This is a genomic window from Proteus sp. G2675 (genome assembly GCF_963886535.1).
GTDB classification, from domain to species: Bacteria; Pseudomonadota; Gammaproteobacteria; order Enterobacterales; family Enterobacteriaceae; genus Proteus; species Proteus mirabilis.
Genome location: NZ_CAWPCB010000009.1, coordinates 128,924 through 150,148 on the forward strand (window position 1 = coordinate 128,924; position 21,225 = coordinate 150,148).

At 34.7% G+C, this 21,225-nt stretch carries 20 protein-coding genes; 15 read left to right on the top strand and 5 right to left on the bottom strand.

Annotation, left to right across the window (positions count from 1 at the left end; all coding sequences use genetic code 11):
• Complete coding sequence (locus tag AACQ49_RS02240) at window positions 1–549, top strand: GNAT family N-acetyltransferase (RefSeq protein ID WP_004246767.1); 549 nt, start codon at window positions 1–3, stop codon at window positions 547–549.
• Between the two features lie 76 nt (window positions 550–625).
• Here AACQ49_RS02240 and AACQ49_RS02245 read toward each other — a convergent pair whose 3' ends face one another.
• On the bottom strand, window positions 626–1,984 hold the full coding sequence (locus AACQ49_RS02245; RefSeq protein WP_004249062.1) for an NCS2 family permease: 1,359 nt from the start codon (window positions 1,982–1,984) through the stop codon (window positions 626–628).
• A gap of 450 nt (window positions 1,985–2,434) precedes the next feature.
• Between AACQ49_RS02245 and AACQ49_RS02250 the strand changes: the two genes are divergently transcribed.
• From AACQ49_RS02250 to AACQ49_RS02315, 14 genes are all read left to right on the top strand, one after another.
• Window positions 2,435–4,951, top strand: coding sequence for a two-partner secretion domain-containing protein (locus AACQ49_RS02250; RefSeq protein ID WP_004246769.1), 2,517 nt, complete (start codon window positions 2,435–2,437; stop codon window positions 4,949–4,951).
• Between the two features lie 74 nt (window positions 4,952–5,025).
• Complete coding sequence (acpS, locus tag AACQ49_RS02255) at window positions 5,026–5,394, top strand: holo-ACP synthase (protein WP_004246770.1); 369 nt, start codon at window positions 5,026–5,028, stop codon at window positions 5,392–5,394.
• Between the two features lie 21 nt (window positions 5,395–5,415).
• Complete coding sequence (locus tag AACQ49_RS02260; RefSeq protein WP_004246771.1) at window positions 5,416–6,171, top strand: SDR family oxidoreductase; 756 nt, start codon at window positions 5,416–5,418, stop codon at window positions 6,169–6,171.
• A 12-nt stretch (window positions 6,172–6,183) separates the two neighbouring features.
• Window positions 6,184–6,762 (top strand): 3-hydroxyacyl-ACP dehydratase FabZ family protein, encoded by a 579-nt coding sequence (locus AACQ49_RS02265; RefSeq protein WP_012368547.1) that lies wholly within the window; start codon window positions 6,184–6,186, stop codon window positions 6,760–6,762.
• A gap of 12 nt (window positions 6,763–6,774) precedes the next feature.
• The gene (locus AACQ49_RS02270) at window positions 6,775–7,095 is read left to right on the top strand and encodes an acyl carrier protein (protein WP_004246773.1); all 321 of its coding nucleotides are present in this window, start codon (window positions 6,775–6,777) and stop codon (window positions 7,093–7,095) included.
• Window positions 7,096–7,125: 30 nt separating this feature from the next.
• On the top strand, window positions 7,126–8,274 hold the full coding sequence (locus AACQ49_RS02275) for an aminomethyltransferase family protein (protein WP_017827127.1): 1,149 nt from the start codon (window positions 7,126–7,128) through the stop codon (window positions 8,272–8,274).
• A 63-nt stretch (window positions 8,275–8,337) separates the two neighbouring features.
• The gene (locus tag AACQ49_RS02280) at window positions 8,338–10,899 is read left to right on the top strand and encodes a beta-ketoacyl-[acyl-carrier-protein] synthase family protein (protein ID WP_004249066.1); all 2,562 of its coding nucleotides are present in this window, start codon (window positions 8,338–8,340) and stop codon (window positions 10,897–10,899) included.
• Window positions 10,896–12,113 (top strand): beta-ketoacyl synthase N-terminal-like domain-containing protein, encoded by a 1,218-nt coding sequence (locus tag AACQ49_RS02285; protein WP_161778869.1) that lies wholly within the window; start codon window positions 10,896–10,898, stop codon window positions 12,111–12,113. The genes AACQ49_RS02280 and AACQ49_RS02285 overlap by 4 nt, the downstream gene beginning before the upstream one ends.
• Window positions 12,110–13,144, top strand: coding sequence for an ATP-binding protein (locus AACQ49_RS02290; RefSeq protein ID WP_161778870.1), 1,035 nt, complete (start codon window positions 12,110–12,112; stop codon window positions 13,142–13,144). The genes AACQ49_RS02285 and AACQ49_RS02290 overlap by 4 nt, the downstream gene beginning before the upstream one ends.
• Before the next feature lie 11 nt (window positions 13,145–13,155).
• A complete protein-coding gene (locus tag AACQ49_RS02295; RefSeq protein ID WP_012368543.1) occupies window positions 13,156–13,863 on the top strand; it encodes an ATP-binding cassette domain-containing protein in 708 nt (235 codons plus the stop codon).
• A complete protein-coding gene (locus tag AACQ49_RS02300) occupies window positions 13,844–14,512 on the top strand; it encodes a hypothetical protein (RefSeq protein WP_036972138.1) in 669 nt (222 codons plus the stop codon). Before AACQ49_RS02295 ends, AACQ49_RS02300 begins: the two co-directional genes overlap by 20 nt.
• Window positions 14,512–15,819 (top strand): hypothetical protein, encoded by a 1,308-nt coding sequence (locus AACQ49_RS02305; protein WP_161778871.1) that lies wholly within the window; start codon window positions 14,512–14,514, stop codon window positions 15,817–15,819. Before AACQ49_RS02300 ends, AACQ49_RS02305 begins: the two co-directional genes overlap by 1 nt.
• A gap of 11 nt (window positions 15,820–15,830) precedes the next feature.
• Window positions 15,831–16,769, top strand: a complete 939-nt coding sequence (locus AACQ49_RS02310) for an ACP S-malonyltransferase (RefSeq protein ID WP_049199762.1) — start codon at window positions 15,831–15,833, stop codon at window positions 16,767–16,769.
• A 153-nt stretch (window positions 16,770–16,922) separates the two neighbouring features.
• A complete protein-coding gene (locus tag AACQ49_RS02315) occupies window positions 16,923–17,801 on the top strand; it encodes a hypothetical protein (RefSeq protein ID WP_237612793.1) in 879 nt (292 codons plus the stop codon).
• A 57-nt stretch (window positions 17,802–17,858) separates the two neighbouring features.
• On the opposite strand, the gene AACQ49_RS02320 is transcribed toward AACQ49_RS02315, so the two are convergent.
• The 4 genes from AACQ49_RS02320 to phoU all read right to left on the bottom strand — a co-directional run bounded on the left by AACQ49_RS02320 (window position 17,859) and on the right by phoU (window position 21,222).
• Window positions 17,859–18,608 carry an amino acid ABC transporter permease gene (locus AACQ49_RS02320; protein ID WP_004246783.1) on the bottom strand — a complete coding sequence of 250 codons (750 nt, stop codon included), beginning with the start codon at window positions 18,606–18,608 and terminating at the stop codon, window positions 17,859–17,861.
• A 1-nt stretch (window position 18,609) separates the two neighbouring features.
• Window positions 18,610–19,347: an amino acid ABC transporter permease gene (locus AACQ49_RS02325; protein ID WP_049199765.1), complete on the bottom strand. Its 738-nt coding sequence runs from the start codon at window positions 19,345–19,347 to the stop codon at window positions 18,610–18,612.
• Between the two features lie 97 nt (window positions 19,348–19,444).
• Window positions 19,445–20,284 carry an ABC transporter substrate-binding protein gene (locus AACQ49_RS02330; protein ID WP_004249074.1) on the bottom strand — a complete coding sequence of 280 codons (840 nt, stop codon included), beginning with the start codon at window positions 20,282–20,284 and terminating at the stop codon, window positions 19,445–19,447.
• Window positions 20,285–20,487: 203 nt separating this feature from the next.
• A complete protein-coding gene (gene phoU / locus AACQ49_RS02335) occupies window positions 20,488–21,222 on the bottom strand; it encodes a phosphate signaling complex protein PhoU (protein ID WP_017628646.1) in 735 nt (244 codons plus the stop codon).
• Between the last annotated feature and the right edge of the window lie 3 nt (window positions 21,223–21,225).

Here is a 21,225-nt window from a genome sequence, read left to right on the forward strand (position 1 = left end):
ATGCGTTATGCTGATATTCGTATTGAAACAGAGCGATTATTATTACGCTCTTTTGCCATGAAGGATGCTCAAGAGTGGTTCCAGATTATGAGCTCTCCTGAGGTTACTCGTTATTGGAGCCATCTTCCTTGGCAAAATATACAACAAGCGAAGGAAGATATTATTCAGGATATTACGCATATGGAGCGTAAGGAATATCTGCGTTTAGCCATTATTGATAAAGCAACAGATAAACTTATTGGCATGTGTGTATTCTTCAATCATCATCTCCATTCTTGCCGTGGTGAAATTGGTTATTGTCTTGATAACGCCTTTCAAGGAAAAGGGTTGATGTATGAGGCAATGATTGCTTTTATTGATTATTTAAGAACACATCTATCAATACGCCGTTTAGAAGCGGATATACATCCCGATAACCAAGCCTCTAGGGCATTATTAACCAAGCTTGGTTTTGAGCAAGAAGGCTATTTAAAGCAACGCTGGATTGTCGGTGATGAAGTGTCTGATTCCGCTATTTTTGGTTTGTTGCTACCAACTTATATTAAGTAATTTAAGATAATAAAAAGCACCAGTAATGAATATTATTGGTGCTTTTTTTATTATCAATAAATTAATTTATTAAATATTAAAATAAATTATTTAAATCAATGACGTGAGTATCAATTAATAATATTTTTAGAATAAATAACAGTGAAACGATCACCACACAGAGATTAATTTCTTTCCAGCGTAGAGTACCCACTTTCATCACACAATAGGCGATAAAGCCAAGGGCGATACCTTCGGTGATAGAAAAGCTAAATGGCATCATCACGGCGGTAATAAACGCTGGTACGGATTCAGTTAAATCATCCCATTTTACGCGCGTTAAGCTGGAGGTCATCAGCACCCCGACGTAAATTAATGCCCCTGCGGTAGCGTAGCTTGGCACCATGCCAGCCAGTGGTGATAAGAAAATGGCGAGTAAGAAAAGAATACCGACCACAACTGCAGTTAATCCGGTACGACCACCAACAGAAACACCAGAGGTACTTTCAATAAATGCGGTAACAGATGATGTCCCCATGGCGGAGCCTGCGACAGAGCTTAAACTATCTACATAGAGCGCTTGTTTCATTCGTGGGAATTTACCTTTATCGTCTGTTAAACCTGCCTTATCGGTGACACCAATTAATGTACCGGATGAGTCAAATAAGTTAACCAACATAAAAGCAAAGATAACCCCAGACAAGCCAATATCTAATGCGCCAACAATATCAACCTGCCCTACAACGGGAGCAATAGAAGGGGGGATATCAAAGATACCTTGATATTGAACATCCCCTAATAACAGGCCAATCACCGTAGTGATAATAATCGATATTAAGATTGCCGCATGAATATTACGAGCTGCAAGGATGGCGATAATAAAAAAGCCTAGAGCACCTAATAACACATTGTGGGAGGCAAAATTACCGATAGTCACAATGGTGTCGTTGTTAGGAATAATGATCCCAGAGTTTTTTAGGCCCATCATGGCAATAAACAGACCGATACCGCTGGTGATCCCAACACGTAAACTAAGCGGAATATGCGCTATTATCCAATAGCGTATACGAAAGAGAGTAAGCAAAAAGAGACCTACTGCGCCCCAAAAAATAGCGCCCATGGCCACTTGCCATGAATACCCCATCGCTCCTACTACGACAAAGGCAAAAAAGGCATTTAGACCCATCGCGGGTGCGACGGCGATAGGTAGATTAGCCACCAGTCCCATTAAAATACTACCGAACGCGGCAATTAAGCAGGTAGTAACAAACACTGCTTTAATATCCATATGGGCTGCAGCAAGAATTTGTGGGTTAACAAAGATAATGTAAACCATAGTTAAAAAAGTGGTGACACCGGCGATCAGTTCTGTGCGAACCGTGGTGCCGTGTTCCTGAAGTTTAAACAGGCGTTGGAGCAAACTCTGCGGAGCAGAATTTGGTGATGACATGCTCATAGACAAAAGATCCCAAAAAAAATGTTTTTCGCTTTATCCTACACAAATAAATTAGAAACTGCACCTAAAAAGTAATCGATTGCGTTTTAAGACGAACATATCACGAAAAAGTGTTGTAGAGATAAAGGAGGTATAGGTTTTAATTAAGCATTAATACCTATAGTAATAATGCTTGTTATTAGAAATAAAATGATATCTCTATTGGTATTATTTTTATCAGAGTAATTATTTATATTGTTTTCATTTTATTTAGTTCGGGATCTAATTAATTATGAATATGCTTTCCTATTGCCAAATAAATATATTTCTCTAAAGTTAACTCACCAGTAAATTTCAATCGATTTTTTGTTTTATATTTTATTTGTCACCTGTTAGTGCTTAATAGATCTTTTAAATAAAGAGAGATCTTATTATTTAATTAACTTTTGTGCTTAATATAAGGTAATTATAATGAATAGGAAAAAAATTGTTTCTTTTAAAATTAATTTATTAGTTTTCTCTGTATTATCAACGTTAAATATGGCGACTGTAGTACAGGCGGATCCGTCTGCTCATATTGTTGTGCAACAACAGCAAAAAAATAGTAGTGTTGATATTCTTAATATTGCCGCAGCGATTAATGGCTATTCCAGTAATTCATTAACCAGTTTTGATGTTTCTGAAGCAGGATTAATATTAAATAATAGTCCTGATGGTGCTGATACTCAATTATCGGGGCATATTGACGGTAATAGTAATTTATCTAGCGGTGCGGCAAAAGAGATTACTCTTGAGGTTAACGCTAAAAAAGCCATTACGTTAAATGGTCCTGTTGAGGTGGCCGGAACAAAAGCACGGGTGATTTTATCTAATCCTGCTGGAATTATTTGTAGTAGCTGTAACTTTCTTAGTGCTGACCGTGTTGTGTTGACTACTGGGAAAGTGAATACACAAAATGATACCGTTGATAGTTATAAAGTGGAAAAAGGGAATATTACTGTTAAAGGTAATGCCACTTTTGATAAAAGTGCGCAACAGATTGATTTAATTGCCCGCAATGTTTCTATTGAATCGCCTCTTGATGCATCTGGTATTAATGTGAATGTGATAACTGGCGCTAATGAAGTTAAAGCACAAGATAATACGGTGGTTGCACAAAAGCCAACAGGCGTTGCTAGTAAATATAGTTTGCAGATAGTCAAGAATGCAGGAGTGAGAAGCTCATCGCTAAAATTTATAGGTACTGAAGCTAACTCACCACTGAAAAATAATGGTAATGTTGAAACTGCTGGGGGAGGGATCGAGCTTATTCATAGCGGTGCACTTGATAATAATAAAGGTAACTTCTTATCTGAGGGGGATATCTATTTTGCTTTCGATAAAGGTGTTACAAATAGTACTGGTGAAATACAAAGTACTAAAACTATCTCAATAGAAACCAAAGAAGCGAAAGTTGATAATATCTCTGGTGGTAATATTTCTGCTGATGGAAATGTAATCATCAATAGTGGTGAATTTAAAAACAATGCCTCCTATATTGCAAGTAAAGATAAATTAGATATTCAGACAAACGGTAAACCAATAACGAATACTGCAACGGTCGGTGAAGGCGTCGGTATTTCTGCTACTAATGGTATTAAAATTAATAGTGGCTTATTTAATAATAAAGAGGGTCAAATTAATTCTAAAAGTGTCATTGATATTAATACTAACCTAAAAGATTTCAATAATATTGATGCTTATATTGATGCGTCAGGGGATATTAGTATTAATAGTGGCGCAATGAATAATACCCATAGTCGCCTACGCTCAGTTACTCGTGTTGAAATTGATACTAATGGTAAGGCACTGAAAAATACCGGTATGACTGCAGATACTGCTAGCGATGATTCATTAGGTATTCTTAGTGGTCTGGATGGTATGACAGTTAATATTGCTGGACTGAATAATGACCAAGGGATTATTGCCACCGATGGCGATATGAACTTCACTAATAAAGGCGACATTACCAATAAATGGGGACATATAAAATCAGGGGGGTACTTGACATTTAGTAGTGATAAGATCAAAAACCTCTATGGTGGCTTAGCATCTAAAACCGGTGCTAATGTGACTTTCTCCCAGACATTAGATAATAACTTTGGTGTTTTTTACTTAGAAGGCGATAGTGTCACCATCAGTGCGCCTTATATAAATAATAATAAAGGTGTTATTAAAGGAGACGCTATTTATTTTAAAACAGATAAATTTAATAACACATCAGGATTTGTGATCACTGAACAGAAATTAGAGATTGATACACCAGAACTGACGAATAACAGCAGTTTAGATTTCAAAACAGAAATGGGCTTTTATCTGGGGCAACCTGATCAGAAAGGGGGATTAATTAGTAAAGGAGAAATGAAATTAAGCGGTAATAAATTAGTGAGTAATAAAGGACGTATTGTAACAGAAAATGGGGATATGGAGCTTAAATTCACCTCTGTTGATAATACCAGTGGTACTATTGCATCACATAAAAATGCTTCTGTAGTGACAAGCACCTTTACCAATTCACAAGGCACATTGTTTGGCCAGGATAAATTAACACTGCAAACCGATACACTGAAAAATAACAGTACAGGTTCGGTTGAAAGTAATACCTTAAAAGGTGTTATTGCGTCGAGTGGTGATACTGAAGTGACGGTTAATCGTGATTTTGAAAACAATGGCGTCATTTCTGGTGTAGAACATTTACGTGTAAATATAAATGGTAAATATACCAATGCCAGCAATAGTATTATGTCAGGTAAAAATAGTTTCGAATTAGGTGTGACAGGAAATATTATTAATCGCGGTATTCTTAATTCAATAAAAGACACGACTATTTCTGGTGAGAATATTACTAATGAAAAATCAGGTATTATTGTTGGTAGAGAAAGTATTACTATCGATAATAAAGGCACTTTTACTAATAAAGGTAAAGTTGTCGGGCCGTTAAATAAATAACATTTTAGCCTATCTATGAGCGATATTTTGTCGCTCATAGATCAAAGGATACACCATCTTGAGTATGAAATAATATGGGAATAGGAACTGATATTATAGAAATAAAAAAGGTGGCTATTGCAATATGTAGAAGTGGTGAACCGTTAACTCAGCGATTATTAACTGAATATGAAAGAAACAGTATCGGTAGAATTCATGAAAATTATCATCGTGTTGCAGGGTTTTGGGCTGCTAAAGAAGCCGCTGTAAAAGCAATAGGTACAGGATTTCGTTTGGGAATTTTATTTCATGATATTGAAATAAGGCATGATGAATATGGCGCACCTTGTTATTTTTTTACAGGCCATTTTTCTAATTTATTAAAGCAGAAAAAAATAACCCAATCATTATTAAGTATTTCTCATTGTGATCATTATGCTGTCGCTGTTGCAATTTTTAATTGATGCTTTTATAGGTGTTTTATTATGTTTATATATTCTGATCTAAAGAATAAGAATGTGATTGTTACAGGAGCTAATGGTGATATAGGTATTGCAATTTGCCAGAAATACCTTGAACAGCAGTGTCATGTTTATGCATTATATCACCAAAATAGAAATAACTTAGATAAGCTAAAAAAAGAGAGTGAATATTGTCACCGCTTACATATATTACAATGTGATATCAATAATGATAAATCAATTCATGATTTTTTAGATAAACTAAAGGCATATGCTAGTGTTATTCATATATTAATCAACAATGCAGGTGTGATTAAAGATGAATTATTTTCTGCTATAAATATAAGTGAATTTGAATATGTTATTAAAACCAATTTATTAGGAACTTGTCAATTTACTAAACAGTTATTGCTTTTATTAAGATCGGCAGAAAAAGCGACCATTATTAATGTTGCTTCTATTGCAGGGATTGTTCCAAGTATTGGTCAAAGTAACTATAGCGCCGCTAAGGCTGGAATTATAGGTTTTACTCATACGTTGGCTGCAGAGTTGGCAGGTAAAGGAATTCGAGTCAATGCGGTGGCACCGGGTATGATTGAGTCTGACATGGTCAAAAAAGTGTCACGCCAAGTCGTCCGTCATATTAAATCGGTTATTCCATTACAACGATTGGGAGCAAGTGCTGAAGTTGCCAATACCATTGTATTTTTAAGCTCCGAGGCATCGAGCTATATTGTTGGGCAAACATTAATCGTTGATGGTGGGATGGTGATGCGATGAGAGGTAACCCTTATGAGTCTCTATAATCAATCGTTATTGCCTCCTACACTATTTTTAAAATTAGGGGCATGGCGACAACCGACCATTATGGTTGATAGGATTGTCGATTTTGTCCCTAGTGAAAAACCTATTATCAAAACGATTAAACATGTCACCTTTAATGATCCCTATTTATTAGGACATTTTCCAACCGATCCTGTTATGCCAGGGGTTATGGTGGCGGAAATCTTTGGTCAAACGAGTGAGTATTTATCTTTTATTGATGATTTTTGTTCAATTTATAAAATAGAACACAATATTGAATTAACTACATTTAAAGAAATAGCCAAAGCCCTTAATGAGCCGAGATCAGAACGAATTTTAATTCAGCATCGAAGAAAGGTTTCCGGTGTATTGGCCTCACAAAATTTAAGGTATAAAAATGCTGCTTACCCAGGGGATACCATAGAGATAACAAGCATTCTATTATTTTCTGATAAAAGCAATTTTAAACACTATTCTGTTGAGGCAAGAGTGGGAAAGAAAATCATTGCTAATGGCACCATAGTTAATTTCAGAGAATATAATCACTCTGAACAAAATAAAAATTAGGATATTAATAGTATGGAAAATGACGATAAGTTAAATGAAAAAATTGAACAAAGAAAAAAAATGTTAAAGCGAGTCAAAGAAGGGCTTATTGAACGACTCAATTTAAATAAGAGTATTAATCAAATTGATGATGATACTCCGTTATTTGGTAGTGGTTTAAAATTAGATTCTGTTGATGCCACAGAGATAATTGTCTTTCTTAATGATGAATTTAATATTCAAGTTACAGAAGGTGATGATCCTTCTTATATGAGAACAATAAATAGCCTAACAACCTTTATTTTAAATAAACAGCGAGAAAAACAAGAAAAAAATGAGAGTAATAATAATTAAGTTATATCATTTTTATTTATTGGAGATGTTATGAAATACTTTGAAATGGAAAATAAAGCGAATGTATTATTCGGTGAATATAATGGAGTGACACTTCCCAAACGTTATACTAATGAACATGAGGCTTATTTCTCGGTAAGAAATAGCATATTAATGACAGACTTTTCTCATTATGGCATGGTGAAAATTTCTGGTGAAGATGCTTGGCGGTTACTCAATTATCTTATTTCTGCAGACATTTCATCTATTCGTGATGAACAACTACTTTATACATTGTTGCTAGATAAAGAAGGGAAAATAATAAGTGATGCCTATGTACTATGTGATAATGAACACTATTTTTTAATTTCAGAGTGGATGAATAGTGATGCCATATGCCAGCAGATAAAAAAAGTATTAGATAAGCAAGATGAACGGGGTGAATGCTACCAAATTGATGCTATCGCTTCTCTTACTCCAGATTGGCGTATGATCTGTCTAGAAGGCCCCTATGCTTGGGAAATTTTATCTGAAATCGTCGGTATGGATATTATTGGATTACCTTTTCATGAGTTTATGTATGTTGATGAAGATGTCATTACTATGCGTGTTGGTAAACACGGTGAATATTGTTATCACATTATGGGAGATGAAGAGAAGTTAATGTCTATTTGGCGACATTTATGCACTTTATCTGAGAAATTTGATTTAAAGATTGGCGGGGTTGATGATTTAAAAAATATACGACTAGAAAACCCTTGTTGGGAGCCTCAAGTGATTAATCCTTTTAGTCGCTGTCCTATTGAGTTACAAATGCAATGGGCGATTAGTTACGATAAAGATGCATTTATTGGTCAAGATGCAATAAAACAACGTGCTGATAATGGGGTAGATCAGAAAATAGTGGGCGCAAGAATAATTAATATGCCTCAGAATGCTGCAATTTTACAAGGCGATGCAATCTATTACCAAAATGAACAAATAGGCGTAGTTATTCAAGTGGGATACTCTTTTATATTAAAAGAACACATTGCCAGAATATTATTAAAACGAGAATTTGCTTACGTTGATATTGATGACTATAAAATAAAAACGGCTTATGGTGATATTGATTTTATCACAACGAGTATTCCCTTTGTTAATAATTTAAGTTTAATAATTAATCCAACCGAAGATAGTTATCTTGAAAGACATCAATAATGAAAGATTAAATTTATAGCAAAAATATTTATTAAAAATAATAAATATTATATAGGAATTAACATGAATAGTAGACGCCGTCGGGTTGTAATAACCGGAATGGGGGTTTTATCATCTTTAGCTAAAGATGTGCCTCAATTTAAACAGGTTCTTTTTAATAGACAATGTAATATTAAGCCCAGCCAACGTTATTTAAAATGGTTTAAAAATGCCAATGCATCTGAGATTGAGATGGCATTAGATTATTCAGATATACCGCAGCATATCGCTCGATCACTAGATAATGCGGCATTATGGGCATATCGAGTCTGCAATGAGGCATTACAACAAGCAAACTTAATAGATAATCAGTCTATTTTAGATAATACCGCGATGATCGTGGGCGTCTCTTCAGCAGGAACGGAAGCCTTTCTGCCATTATTTGAACAACATATTGATGATTTTTCGATAAAAAAAGCCATTTTATCCGGTGGATTTTCATCATGTTGTTCGAGTGTATCAAGTCTACTTGGCTTACGTGGTGGCCTTGAATTAGTGGCGACGGCCTGTACCGCAAGCCCTAACGCGATAGGTATGGGGTATGATTATATCCAAAATGGCAAAAATCCTGTTGTGCTAGCGGTCGGAACAGAACCCATTTATCTTCCTACCTTTGCGGGTTTTTATGCCCTTAATGTGATGAAAACAACACCAACTTCCCCATTTTCAGGTACTCCTGGTATGTCTATTGGTGAAGGTGCTGGGGCGTTAGTATTAGAAGATTATCAACATGCGGTTGAACGTGGTGCGACAATATATGGTGAAATTGTCTCTTACGCGACATCTTGTGATGCTTACCATGAAACTAGCCCTGATCCTCGAGGAAATGGTGCAGTGCAAGTTATGTATAAAGCACTGGATAATGCGGGTATTACTCCTAATGATATTGATTATATAAATGTGCATGGTACAGGTACTGAAGCAAATGATCGCATTGAAACCATGTCGATGAAAAAAGTATTTCCTAATATTTATCATATCCCATTAAGTTCAACAAAATCTTATGTTGGTCATAATATTGGTGCTGCGGGTATTGTTGAAATCATCGCATGTTTTATTTGTTTAGCCGAAGATAAACTTCCCCCCACATTAAATTTCACTCAGCCAAGGCATAGCTGTGATTTAAATTATGTACCGAATTTCTTTCAAGATAAAAAAGTAAAATTTTTTATGAAGAATAATTATGCTTTTGGAGGAAATAACTGCTCTATTATCGCAAGCCCTTATATTACAGATAAAACACCGACGGAATATAAAGCTAAAAAAGTGGTTATTACCGGGGTGGGGGCGATTACGTCTATTGGCAATAATATAATGGAGATAATAACAGCGATTTTGGCAGGAGATAAAACAGGTACATTAAAACCTATCGTATTTGCGAGTGATGTGCAGAAAGATATCGACAACTTGATGTCTGTTGTCATAAAAGATAATGATTTTGAGCAATCGTTAGGACATCCTTATTTTGATCTCGACATTGATCATCGCTTAAAAAATAACGCCTGTTATCATGCTATCACTGACGTTAATCCGAAAAAAACATTACGTTATTATGATCCAAGAAAAGCTATTCCTAGCGGGACTTATGCCTTATTCGCTTTAAATGAAGCACTTGCTAATGCTGGACGCAAAATTAAACGTGATGGTGATAACTTAGGTTTTATTGTTGGAATGTCAAAAGGGCCACAAAGTACCGTTAATCGTTATTTACAAAGTTTAATTCCTGATCCGCAAAAAGTAAGAACATCAGAATTTCCTGGTACTTTAATGAATGCAGTACCGACATTTTGTGCCATCACAGAGGGAATAAAAGGTTATACCACGACATTGGCAACAGGGGTTAATGCTGCATTAGGAGCGTTAACTTATGGTTATGAAATTATCAGGCAAGATCTACAACCTCAGGTAATTGTCGGAGGGGCAGATGAGCACTTCAGTTCTATTTCACTCTATTTTCAAGCGATGAGTAAGAAAGTTAATCTGACCAAGAATGCGACAGATTATCAGGTTTATTCTAATGCAAGTGCCGGCTATATCCCCGGAGAAGGGGCAGGGATGTTATTTCTTGAAGATAAAGAGTATGCCAAGCAACGAGGCGCTAAAATTTATGCTGAAATTATTGGCTACGGTAAAGCGAATGATAATACTTTTTTAGTAGACGAAAATATTACTGATAGAGTGGCCGCCTTATGTAAGGCTATCCAACAAGCATTATCTGAGGCGCAACTCAGTTGCCAAGATATTGATATTATCTGTGGTACCAGTGATGGTAATAAAGAGAATGATGAAGTTGAAATCCGTGCGATTCGGCAACTATTTTATCAAGCGGCAAATCATGTACCAGTAGTTAATTACAATGCCTTTTTTGGTTTAGTTGAATCATGCGCTGGGATATTGGCGATCTCTTTAGTGATTCATATGATGCAAAGCAACACGATAATACCTATTCCTTATACAAAAAGTTTTATAGCTGATGATATTCATTTTGTTACCCAACCGATTAATAAGCAGATAGAAACTGCTTTAGTTCTTGGTTCATCAGAAGGATGTAACCACTATGCAATTATCATCAGGAAACCGTTATGAAAAATGTTGCGATAAGTGGATGGGAACTTAATTTACCTTCAATAGTAAATTTTGAACAACTTTCTGAACAACTCTTATTAAAAAGAACAATTAAAACAGAGAAATACTTCTCTGATGATTATTTTGTAGAATATTTTAAATTTAATCATAATCCGGCGGTGATCGCCTATCAAAATATTCCCAATGATCATTTTGAAATATTAACGCGATTAATTCATAACAGTTTAAAACGGGCTAATATCACCCTAGAAAAGCTTCGCGCTTCACGTACCATAATGTATCTTGCAGGTCACGGGCCTAGAGCCGATTTTATGGATTACCAAGGGTTTTATGATAAAAACGATGCCGAAGATGTTCAATATTCTCCGCAGATAAAATCACTCCATGCAGCCTCTTTTGCACAGGATGAATTAGCGAATAAATTGTGGGCTGAATATCAGTTAGATTTTCCACCTATTCCTATCTATTGTGCCAGTAATTCTGCGTTAATGGCTGTGCATATAGGACATAATGAAATAAGCCAAGATATGGCGGATATTGTAATAGTATTGTCGTGGAATAGCTTACTTTTACAAGATATAGCCTTTATGGATAGCCAAGGCATGTTAGTTGAAGCGCACGCTCAACCTTTGAGTAAATACAGTGATGGGGTCACCTTATCAGACGGTTATGCCGTGATGATTTTAGAAAGCCAACAACAGATAAACTCGAGACAATATCTTGCACCTGCTTATATCTATCATTCCGTTTTTATGCAAAGTAATGCTGAACGGACAATGGGAGGCACATTATTTAATTTTTATACGATATCAAAAGTGATTTCTCAGCTTCTCGAGCTTAGTCATTATTTACCAAGTGATATTGGTGCTATTTTTATTCATGGTAATGGTTCGATTATTAGTGATAAAGCTGAGACGGTAGCTATTACTAACATCTTTAAACAACCCATTCCTATTATTAGCTATAAAGGGCAGATAGGTTATATTTCTAATTGCTCTGGTATTATTGATTTAATGATTATAGCTGATTCATTAAAAAATAATCGATTGATCCCCTCAACTACACATTATCCAATAGATGATGGAATGGAGGTTAATTTCCTCACTAATCAAGAGTGTGTGAACTATAGCGCTAAACCTATTTTAAAAATCGGCTTAGGTATGGATGGCTCTATTATTGCCATGTTATTAATCGCAAATGGAGAGCAAGGATGAGGCGATTATTACCCACTGGTGCTATTAATTTAGCCGCTTATGCTTTTTTTGAGCCACAAGAGCCACTGATCCCTTTTATTCCTTCATGGTATAACGTATGGGAATCTCATATGTTACGTTTAGCGGGTAAAAAAAGCGCAGGAAAAAGTTGGAGTTTTCAACGCTATGGGGTCAATCATGATATGTATCTACGTGAAGGAATAAGAAAAACAAATTGTCGTCCTTACCTATCTGCAATAGAGCATGTGGTCGATCATGCTGTTGGTCAATTAGATACAAAATCACAATTCCTCTTAAAAAAAGAGCGAAATGGACTGATTTATATTGATGCATGGGGAGAGCTAACGGCTTTCGAGCAGATAGATAGTTTAAGAGATGTGTTCACTCTTAATATTATTCCTAGAAATATCGTAAAAAAATACAGTATAAAAAATTTCTCTTGCAAAATAAGAGGTGAACGTAATGGTATGATGTCGGCACTATTATTAGCACAAAAACTTATTAATAGTGATTTACTTGATAATATATTTATTTGTGGTGGTTTTCGGGCTGTACCAATTTTATCTTTTAGTGAAATAGAAAGACAACCGATAACCCTTTTTTTCAAGCCTAACTCTTTGGAAAATATAAATAGTATTGAAAGAGTCGCCTGCATTATTATCAATAAAAAACAGTGTTCAGATATTTTGATTTCTATCAATCATTATTTTTCTATGAGTCAAAATAGAAAAAAAGCAATAAAGCAATTAGTTAAAAATTGGCACCGTTGTATTAATAAACAGACGGGTTCAATTTATATAACTGCGTTACTGACTTATAAATATATTTCTATACTTGAAACCGCATTCACAGCATTACCTGTTAATCTTAATTGCTATTTTTTAAATCGTCTTTATGGTGATAGTGGGTTTATCACACCGGCTCTTATGTTCGATCATTTACAAAAAGCAGCAGATAGTGCCTCTCATTACCTTTTGAGTGCGTTTGATGGAGAAAATGGTGTTTGGCTGGTTGATTGTTGGAAACAATAATAAGGTATTTTATGTATGGAATAACAAAAGCACGCCAATTAGCACTATTTTCACTAACAAATATTAATAAATTTAATCATGATAAAAGCAACGCTGAAATAATTTTTAAAAATCTTACATTCGATATTAATAATGAGCATTTTACATTAATAAAATATCAACAAGAGAATGAAAAGAATGCATTGATTGATATTATTTCAGGAGTTGATATTCAATATGCTGGTTATACTTATTTTTTAGGTAATTATATAAATATTCTAGATGAAAAGCAGCGAGCTTTATTAAGGAATAGAATGATCGGTTTTGTTTTCAAAGAAAATTACTTTTTTAATCATTGTAATGTATTTGATAATATTTATTATTCAGTAGTCGATCATAAAGATAAAAAAAAGCTAAAGAATAATATTATAAATACACTTAAATCTATGGGCATAGAAAAACTCTATAATAAAACCCCAAAATCGTTATCAACAGATCAATTGCTAAAGGTTGCCTTTAGCAGAGCTTTAGTGAAAAAACCTAAGTGTATCATTGCTAATTATAATAATGATTGTTTCAGTCAGAATAACTTTGATTATTTTATCCAATTATTATCACAAGTACATAAAGATTTATCTATACCAATATTATTAATCACTAATTGTAATCATCTAAACATGACTGTAGATAAAATTATAACGCTTAAACATGGAGAGTTATATGATGGGGAGAAAACTTAATTGTATCGGTATTATTTTAATAATAATTTCTCTATTGCTATCGCAAGTAGAGAGTAAAATAGACATTAAAAATAGTGATAAACGTTTTTTATTATTTATATCACTGAATACATTTACTGCCAGTGATAAATTGACCTCATTAATTTCAGAGTTAGAATACAGTATAAAACAAGGTGATCATCCATTTGATAAAGTCATTTATGGTTATGTTAGTGTATTTTTATCCGCTTATTATCATAAAAATAAAGCTTATTCTCAGGCTGCACAGACAATAAAAAAGGCCTTTTTTTATCTTGATGAAGTTGTTGAACAAAACCCAACTAATTGGCGGTTGATCTATCTAAGATTAAGAATGGATGCTTTTACACCTCGTTATTTAGGGCGCTGTGTGGTGGCTAAAAAAGACAGTCAGCAATTACTTGAGAATATTAATATCAATAGTGAACTTATACCCATGATTAACTATATGTATGCGCGTGCATTATTTAGTTGTGATCAAGTGACACAAGCAAAAAAGATCATGGCTCAATTACTTCAAGAAAATGAAGCGAGTAAAAAAATTGCTCGATATAGTTTCACTAGCGTTCCTCCTTGGTTATCTATTGAAAAGACCGCGGTTATTCAACCAATAACATTAGAGAGTGATTAATGGAAAATATTATTATATTCATCTCAATATTTATTTTGATAGTATTACTTTCTAGTTCATTATCTTGGTTTTATATCAAATACACATTAGGGTTACTTTATATAACCCTTAGCCATTTTTATCGAAATTTATGTTTTATCGTTTTACTCTGTGTCGCCATCTCGATTTTGGAGGGTTTTTATCATCACCTCACGCTACTGCTCAAAGAGCAAGTAGCATATTCCAATTTAGGGCATATCGAAATTTATAAAAAAGATAATAAACAGGATATTACTGATAAGAAAGATTATTTGGAAATAACCAATGCTGAAGAAATCATCCATTTATTAACTTATGATAAGCAGTTATTAGAAAAAATTCAGGTAATTTCACCACAAATTATTTTTTCAGGCATGATAGAAAATGTTATCAATAAAAAAACAGCATTGTTTTCTGGCCTAGCTATCGAGCCTAAGTCATTATTAACCATAGGAGCATACGATCTAACTGTTTCAGGGAGTGAATTGTCTCATGTCAGAAGAACAGAAATCACGATAGATAAGTTTATTGCTGATGCTATAAATATAAACTATGGGGATTTAGTTAATGTTGTATTTATTCATAATAATGAAAAAATGGTATTACCAACTTATGTACGTGGTATTTTTAACACACAAATAAATAGTTATCCTTATGCCATGATCAAAATTCCATTAGAAACACTACAATATATAAAAAAAAGTAAAAGTGTCTCAAAAATAAATATTCTATTAAAAAATGTGCATGATATGGATAGCGTAATAACTAAAATAACAAGGATTAATAAAGAAAAATCTTTAAATTTGCAAGTGATCCCTGTTATTGAGAGACAAAGTTATATTATTTCTATTGTGACATTCTTTAAGTGGTCAATGCTATTATTGTATAGCATTATTGCTATTTATTATTATTTTTTAGTGAATAAAATCATTATCATCACTATCAAAAAAGCTATTGGTGATCTGTTCGAATTTAATCGATTAGGTATTTGGCGAGGTAGTTTTTCTCGATTATTTATTTTATTGGCTATTTTTATGACTATAACAATTTCTATAACGATATTATTAATTAATCAGCTATTATCTTGGTTGATTAATTTGAAACAAATCAATATTTCTTTATCTGATAATAATAGCTATTCATTAATGATCCCTTGGCTATGGCAATATGATGCTATGTTTAAAATCCCTCTATTATTATTTTTTTCCGCAACAATCGCTTCGTGTAACTCTATTTTTAAAGTTAGCCACTATTTACAAAAATATCAAAAAAATAATATTACTATTTAGGAGTATGGTCTATGCCATTGAGAGAGAAAAAGTATCACCAAAATCAAGAGAGCATTTTATTTTTTCCAGGTCAGGGTAGGCCTTATTTAGGTATGGGAAATAGGGTATATCGTGACGTTCCATCAATAAAAGAAGTGTGGAATTGTGCGAGTGAAATAGCAGGGTTCGATGTAAGGACTGTTTGTTTAAAAGGGCCCATGAATAAATTGGTACAAACCTGTTATCAGCAAGTGGCGTTAACAACTATCAATATTGCTTCTCTTTATTTACTGCGTGAGCATTGTTGTGTGAATGAGGCGGGTTATTCAGGGCACAGCGCTGGAGAATATTCAGCGTTATTTGCGGCGAACGTACTGGAACTTGAATCTGTCTTTAAGTTAATTAGTTATCGCGCATCTATCATGCAACAGCTCGCTAAGAATAACAAAGGGGTAATGTATGTTGTTAAAAATTGCTCTTATCAGACGTTATCAACATTGATTGACCAGCAAGATCTCGCAACAAAGGTGAATATTTGCTGTGATAACAGTGAACTTCACCAAGTTATTGGGGGGGAGTATGCAAGTGTACGTAAGGTTGTTAATCAATTAGCTAATATGAAAATAGAAACGAATAAATTAGCCGTTAATGGTGCTTGGCACACTGAATTGATGAGCGAAGGGAAAAATTTACTTGCTCACTTTTTACAGACAATCCCTTTTTCAATCCCAGATAAATCCCTAGTGATGAATGTTTCTGCTGAGATTGTTAGCGATATTGAGACAATTAAACAGAATTTAGTTAATCAACTCACAGAAACCGTAAGATGGACAGCAACTATGGCGCTATGGTGTCATTTAGGCTATCACAATTTTATTGAACTTGGTGATAGCAAGTCATTGTATTATTTAGCGAAAAATTCACATACGCTAAAAGATAAAAATATATTGCATGTTAATGATTATATTTAATTATCTTATATAGGAGCAATTATGTTGCCTAATTATCATTATTATATGCAAGCGCATCATCATACTATGCTAACACCTATTTATATCGCCTCGATAGTATTAAGTTTATGCTTTATTAATAATTATAATGAGTTAAGTTTTTGGTTATTATTTATGGGTAACTTTGCTATTTTTATTGTCATCTTACTCAGTGCAATGATGAATGAGCGAATATATTGGCGATACTGTCTCTTTTCTGAAAAGTTTTATTTAAAAAATAATAATAAAAGTGAGATAAAAAGGACGATAATATCACGTTATTTTACTGTTTTTTCGTTAAGCTATATAATTGGGGTTATAATAATATTTCTTGTTACCTCTTATTTAATCGAGATTGTTTTTGATAGCCAAATATATATTATTATTTTTCTTGGTTTTTTCTTGTCACCATTAATGATATGGTTTTTTATGTATTTTTTGATCAAGTTTTATGTCAGTTGTTCAATTCATTATTTGAATAACTTTTCTTTATATAGCCGTGAGAAGAAAAAATTTAACATATCCTATCTTATTGTTAATGAGGTTTTTTTAAGTTTAATTGTTAATTTTCCTATTGTCTTTCCGCTCCAGAACAGTACTGCTTTCTCGTTAGAGCAAGGTTATCTTAATATTGAGTTTATTATTGCATTAATCATTCTTTTATATAGTGTTCTGTTTGTTATGCTTTTTTTATCGAAGGCGAGTAAAATTAATTACCTAATGGGGATGATTATCTGTTATAGCTTTGAAGAAGATTTTGCTGAGGTAAAAAAAAGAGGCCTGTTTTGCCGTGTATTATGGTTTCTGATTTTGATCCCTTTAGGTACATTGTTACTCTGTTTATTATTCTATTTGCTGAATATAAAAGAGAATTTCTTTTTAATTTATTCGGTGAGTTTATCTTTAGTTATTTATCTCTATTTTATTGAGCGGAGAAATAAACTCTATCAGGAATTTATATTAGCATTTGATATGATCTTACGTTTAAAAGCACTAAAAAATTTTAAGGAGTAAGACATTGTGATGGTTATTATTTAATCCCCTAATCAATATTATTAGGGGATGAATAAGTTAAATAATTTTTTCACTCAGTGAAGGCTTTTTATTAGGGATAACATATTGCCAAAAAGAGCGTTTTTCTTTTTGGGGGGTAAATAATTTCCCCACTCGATTGGCAATTAACTCTAATGAAAAACAGAGCACAAAGTAAATAAAGGCAACAAATAAAAAAACTTCCATCGGGTACACCATGCTGCGATTATTAACTTGTGTTGCTAAGAATGAGAGTTCACCGACACCTACAACATAAGCGAGGGAAGTATCTTTAATTAAGGCTATCCATTGATTGATAAAAGAGGGCACCATCATACGTAATGCTTGTGGTAACACGATATACCAAAGCGTCTGCCAGCGATTAAATCCTAACGATAAACCTGCTTGCCATTGCCCTTTGCCAATAGCGAGAATACCGGCTTTAACACCATGAGCGATATAAGAGGAGGTAATAAGTGCTAGAGCACAGATCACGGTGGTTATCTCAGGAATTTCCATTCCTAATACCACGGGTAATAGAAAATAGAGCCAAAAAATCAACATAATGACCGGAATAGCACGGAAAAAACCTAAAAAAGCGGCAAATAAGTTAACCCATACCCCTTTAAGCATGGCGAGAGCGATCCCCCCAAGCGTCCCTAATATAATAGATACAATACCGGCGATCACACTAATAAATATGGTTAAAGCCGCACCTTCTAATGGCCCATCAGGATACGCGCCAAAAAGTAGATACTGCCAATTATCAGCAATAACAGTAAAGTCCATATCAATATCCTTGCGCTAATTTTCGTTGCTGATGCCATTGCCCCCAAGCTTCCATTAATGCAATGGCAGCGATATACAGTATGGTGGCGACGCCGAACGCTTCAAAAGTACGTAATGATTCAGTTTCAACTTGCCTTGAAGCATAAGAAAGCTCTGCGACACCTATGGCCATAGTGAGAGAGGAGTTTTTGATAATATTCATATATTGACCCAACAATGGCGGAAGGGCGATACGAAAAGCTTGCGGTAAAATGACATAACGCATGGATTGCCAGTGGGTTAATCCTAACGCTAAAGCTGCATATTTTTGGCCTTGTCTGACTCCCTGTATTCCTGCTCTTAGCTCTTGGGCAATAAAAGGTACAGAGTAAAAGGTAAGCCCAATAATACCGGCTAAAAATTCAAAAGAGGGCCAAGAGAGCGTTAAGCCAAATAAAGAAAGTTCATGTGGGGTGTTAAGCCATATCATGGCCGTTTGTGGCAATAGTTCACCAGAAGCAAAATACCAAAAGAAGAGCTGAACCAATAATGGGGTATTACGAAAGAGTGAAGTATAAAGGGTCGCACACCAACGTAATGGCGCGATATGGCTATCATAGGCAGCACTGAGAAGAAAACCTAGTAATGTGGCAATAATGATAGTCCAGAAAGAGATAAGCAAGGTGATTAAAAAACCTTGCCACAGCCAACTTAAGTAGTGAGGCTCAAGAAGATAGTGAGAAAGAAACTGCGCAAACATAATTATTACCTATTGCAGACGCCAAACCCCGCAGTAGCGGGGTTGGTGTTTTATCAATAAATCATCGCGATGAATTAAATCGTTATTTGCTCTACCATTAGGATTGAGGCGCTTGCTCAGAAAGTGGGGCAAACTTAAAGTCACCACGAGGTTGAGCGGACTTAGTATCTGGGCCAAACCAACGATTATAAATTTCGTCTGCTTTGCCTTCTTTCTCTAATCTTAATAGCGTGTTATTAATCTCGTTAATTAAACGCTGTTCACCTTTAGCTGCGGCAACGGCTTGATATTCTCGTGTAATACTAAAGGGCGATATTTCAAAATCAGCTTTGATTTTCTCAGGTAAATTAGCTAATAACCCTACTAATTTAGCATCATCTTGGGTTATAGCTTGTACATTGCCATTGCGTAATGCGGCAAACGCAAGAGGGGTATCGTCATAGGAGATGACTTTAGTTTCAGGATAGCGTTCACGTAAGGTAATTTCCTGTACGGTGCCTTTGTCAGCCCCAATGCGTAATGACGCAATTTGCTCAGGGCTGGTTAATACGCCTTTGCGCGCGATAAATTTCTGTCCAGTAGCAAAATAAGGTACAGAGAAATCGACTTGTTTTGCTCGCTCTTCGGTAATGGTGAAGTTGGCGGCAATTAAATCGACTTTTTTGGCGCTAAGTAGTGGAATACGGTTAGCTGGGTTAGTTGGACGTAATTCCAATTTTACCCCGAGATCTTTGGCAATTTCATTCGCAATATCTGCATCATAACCTGCCAATTTTTTGGTTTGTGGATCGATAAAACCAAACGGTGGATTACTATCAAAAATAGCAATGCGTACCACACCTGCCTGTTTTATATCGTCTAATTTATCGGCTTTTGCCAGACCAGAAAAAAGCACTGAGCCAGCAATTAATGCCGTTGCCAAAACACGTAATTTCATTATTCACCCCAAAAAAAGTATTCTCATTGTTATGTTGGCTATCACGCTATCAAGTTGTTCTAAGTTCATAAAATAATAAAAAATGATATGGATATGCTTTTATAGAATAAGTTAAGGAGAGATAGTGACTTTATAAACATAAATAAAAAAACAGAGGCAAATAATGCCTCTGTTTCAGAGCGTAAAGAGAGTGAATAAATTATTTAATTAGCAGAATGACTATCATCATTTTTTGTCAGCATTCTTTCTACTTGGTCACCCCCTAAATGACGGAAGTCATGACCCTTGACGTAGTAGAAGATAAACTCACAGATATTCTGGCAACGATCGCCAATACGTTCGATAGAACGAGCACAGAATAATGCCGTCAGTACGCTCGGGATAGTGCGAGGATCTTCCATCATATAAGTCATTAATTGACGAACAATACCTTCATATTCGTTATCAATTTTTGCATCTTCACGATAGATACGAATAGCTTCTTCTAAGTCCATACGAGCGAAAGCATCAAGAACATCATGGAGCATTTGTATCGCATGTTGGCCTAAGGACTCTAAACTGACTAGCAGTGGTTGATGTTGATGTGAAAATTTCTCAAGGGCCGTTTTACAGATTTTTTCTGCCACATCACCAATACGCTCTAATTCGGCGATAGTTTTAGAAATCGCCATAATAAGGCGTAAATCACTGGCGGTGGGCTGACGTTTGGCAATGATACGCATACAGGCATCATCAATGGCAACCTCCATCATATTGACTTTTTGATCACCTTCAATCACTTCATTGGCTAATGCTTGGTCTTGGTTATGCATTGCGGTAATAGCTTTTTTTAATTGCTCTTCAACTAAGCCACCCATGACCATCAGTTCTGTACGGATATGCTCTAACTCAGCGTTAAATTGACCAGAAATATGTTTATTGTGGTTTAAATTATCCATGAT

What these genes read in the sequence shown, in the direction of transcription:
- AACQ49_RS02275 (WP_017827127.1), top strand. Translation starts at nt 7,126, where the DNA reads ATGAAATACTTTGAAATGGAAAATAAAGCGAATGTATTATTCGGTGAA.
- AACQ49_RS02280 (WP_004249066.1), top strand. Translation starts at nt 8,338, where the DNA reads ATGAATAGTAGACGCCGTCGGGTTGTAATAACCGGAATGGGGGTTTTA.
- AACQ49_RS02320 (WP_004246783.1), bottom strand. Translation starts at nt 18,608, where the DNA reads ATGGACTTTACTGTTATTGCTGATAATTGGCAGTATCTACTTTTTGGC.
- acpS (WP_004246770.1), top strand. Translation starts at nt 5,026, where the DNA reads ATGGGAATAGGAACTGATATTATAGAAATAAAAAAGGTGGCTATTGCA.
- AACQ49_RS02245 (WP_004249062.1), bottom strand. Translation starts at nt 1,984, where the DNA reads ATGAGCATGTCATCACCAAATTCTGCTCCGCAGAGTTTGCTCCAACGC.
- AACQ49_RS02325 (WP_049199765.1), bottom strand. Translation starts at nt 19,347, where the DNA reads ATGTTTGCGCAGTTTCTTTCTCACTATCTTCTTGAGCCTCACTACTTA.
- AACQ49_RS02260 (WP_004246771.1), top strand. Translation starts at nt 5,416, where the DNA reads ATGTTTATATATTCTGATCTAAAGAATAAGAATGTGATTGTTACAGGA.
- AACQ49_RS02310 (WP_049199762.1), top strand. Translation starts at nt 15,831, where the DNA reads ATGCCATTGAGAGAGAAAAAGTATCACCAAAATCAAGAGAGCATTTTA.
- AACQ49_RS02315 (WP_237612793.1), top strand. Translation starts at nt 16,923, where the DNA reads ATGGGTAACTTTGCTATTTTTATTGTCATCTTACTCAGTGCAATGATG.
- AACQ49_RS02270 (WP_004246773.1), top strand. Translation starts at nt 6,775, where the DNA reads ATGGAAAATGACGATAAGTTAAATGAAAAAATTGAACAAAGAAAAAAA.
- AACQ49_RS02305 (WP_161778871.1), top strand. Translation starts at nt 14,512, where the DNA reads ATGGAAAATATTATTATATTCATCTCAATATTTATTTTGATAGTATTA.
- AACQ49_RS02290 (WP_161778870.1), top strand. Translation starts at nt 12,110, where the DNA reads ATGAGGCGATTATTACCCACTGGTGCTATTAATTTAGCCGCTTATGCT.
- AACQ49_RS02250 (WP_004246769.1), top strand. Translation starts at nt 2,435, where the DNA reads ATGAATAGGAAAAAAATTGTTTCTTTTAAAATTAATTTATTAGTTTTC.
- AACQ49_RS02285 (WP_161778869.1), top strand. Translation starts at nt 10,896, where the DNA reads ATGAAAAATGTTGCGATAAGTGGATGGGAACTTAATTTACCTTCAATA.
- phoU (WP_017628646.1), bottom strand. Translation starts at nt 21,222, where the DNA reads ATGGATAATTTAAACCACAATAAACATATTTCTGGTCAATTTAACGCT.
- AACQ49_RS02265 (WP_012368547.1), top strand. Translation starts at nt 6,184, where the DNA reads ATGAGTCTCTATAATCAATCGTTATTGCCTCCTACACTATTTTTAAAA.
- AACQ49_RS02295 (WP_012368543.1), top strand. Translation starts at nt 13,156, where the DNA reads ATGTATGGAATAACAAAAGCACGCCAATTAGCACTATTTTCACTAACA.
- AACQ49_RS02240 (WP_004246767.1), top strand. Translation starts at nt 1, where the DNA reads ATGCGTTATGCTGATATTCGTATTGAAACAGAGCGATTATTATTACGC.
- AACQ49_RS02330 (WP_004249074.1), bottom strand. Translation starts at nt 20,284, where the DNA reads ATGAAATTACGTGTTTTGGCAACGGCATTAATTGCTGGCTCAGTGCTT.
- AACQ49_RS02300 (WP_036972138.1), top strand. Translation starts at nt 13,844, where the DNA reads ATGATGGGGAGAAAACTTAATTGTATCGGTATTATTTTAATAATAATT.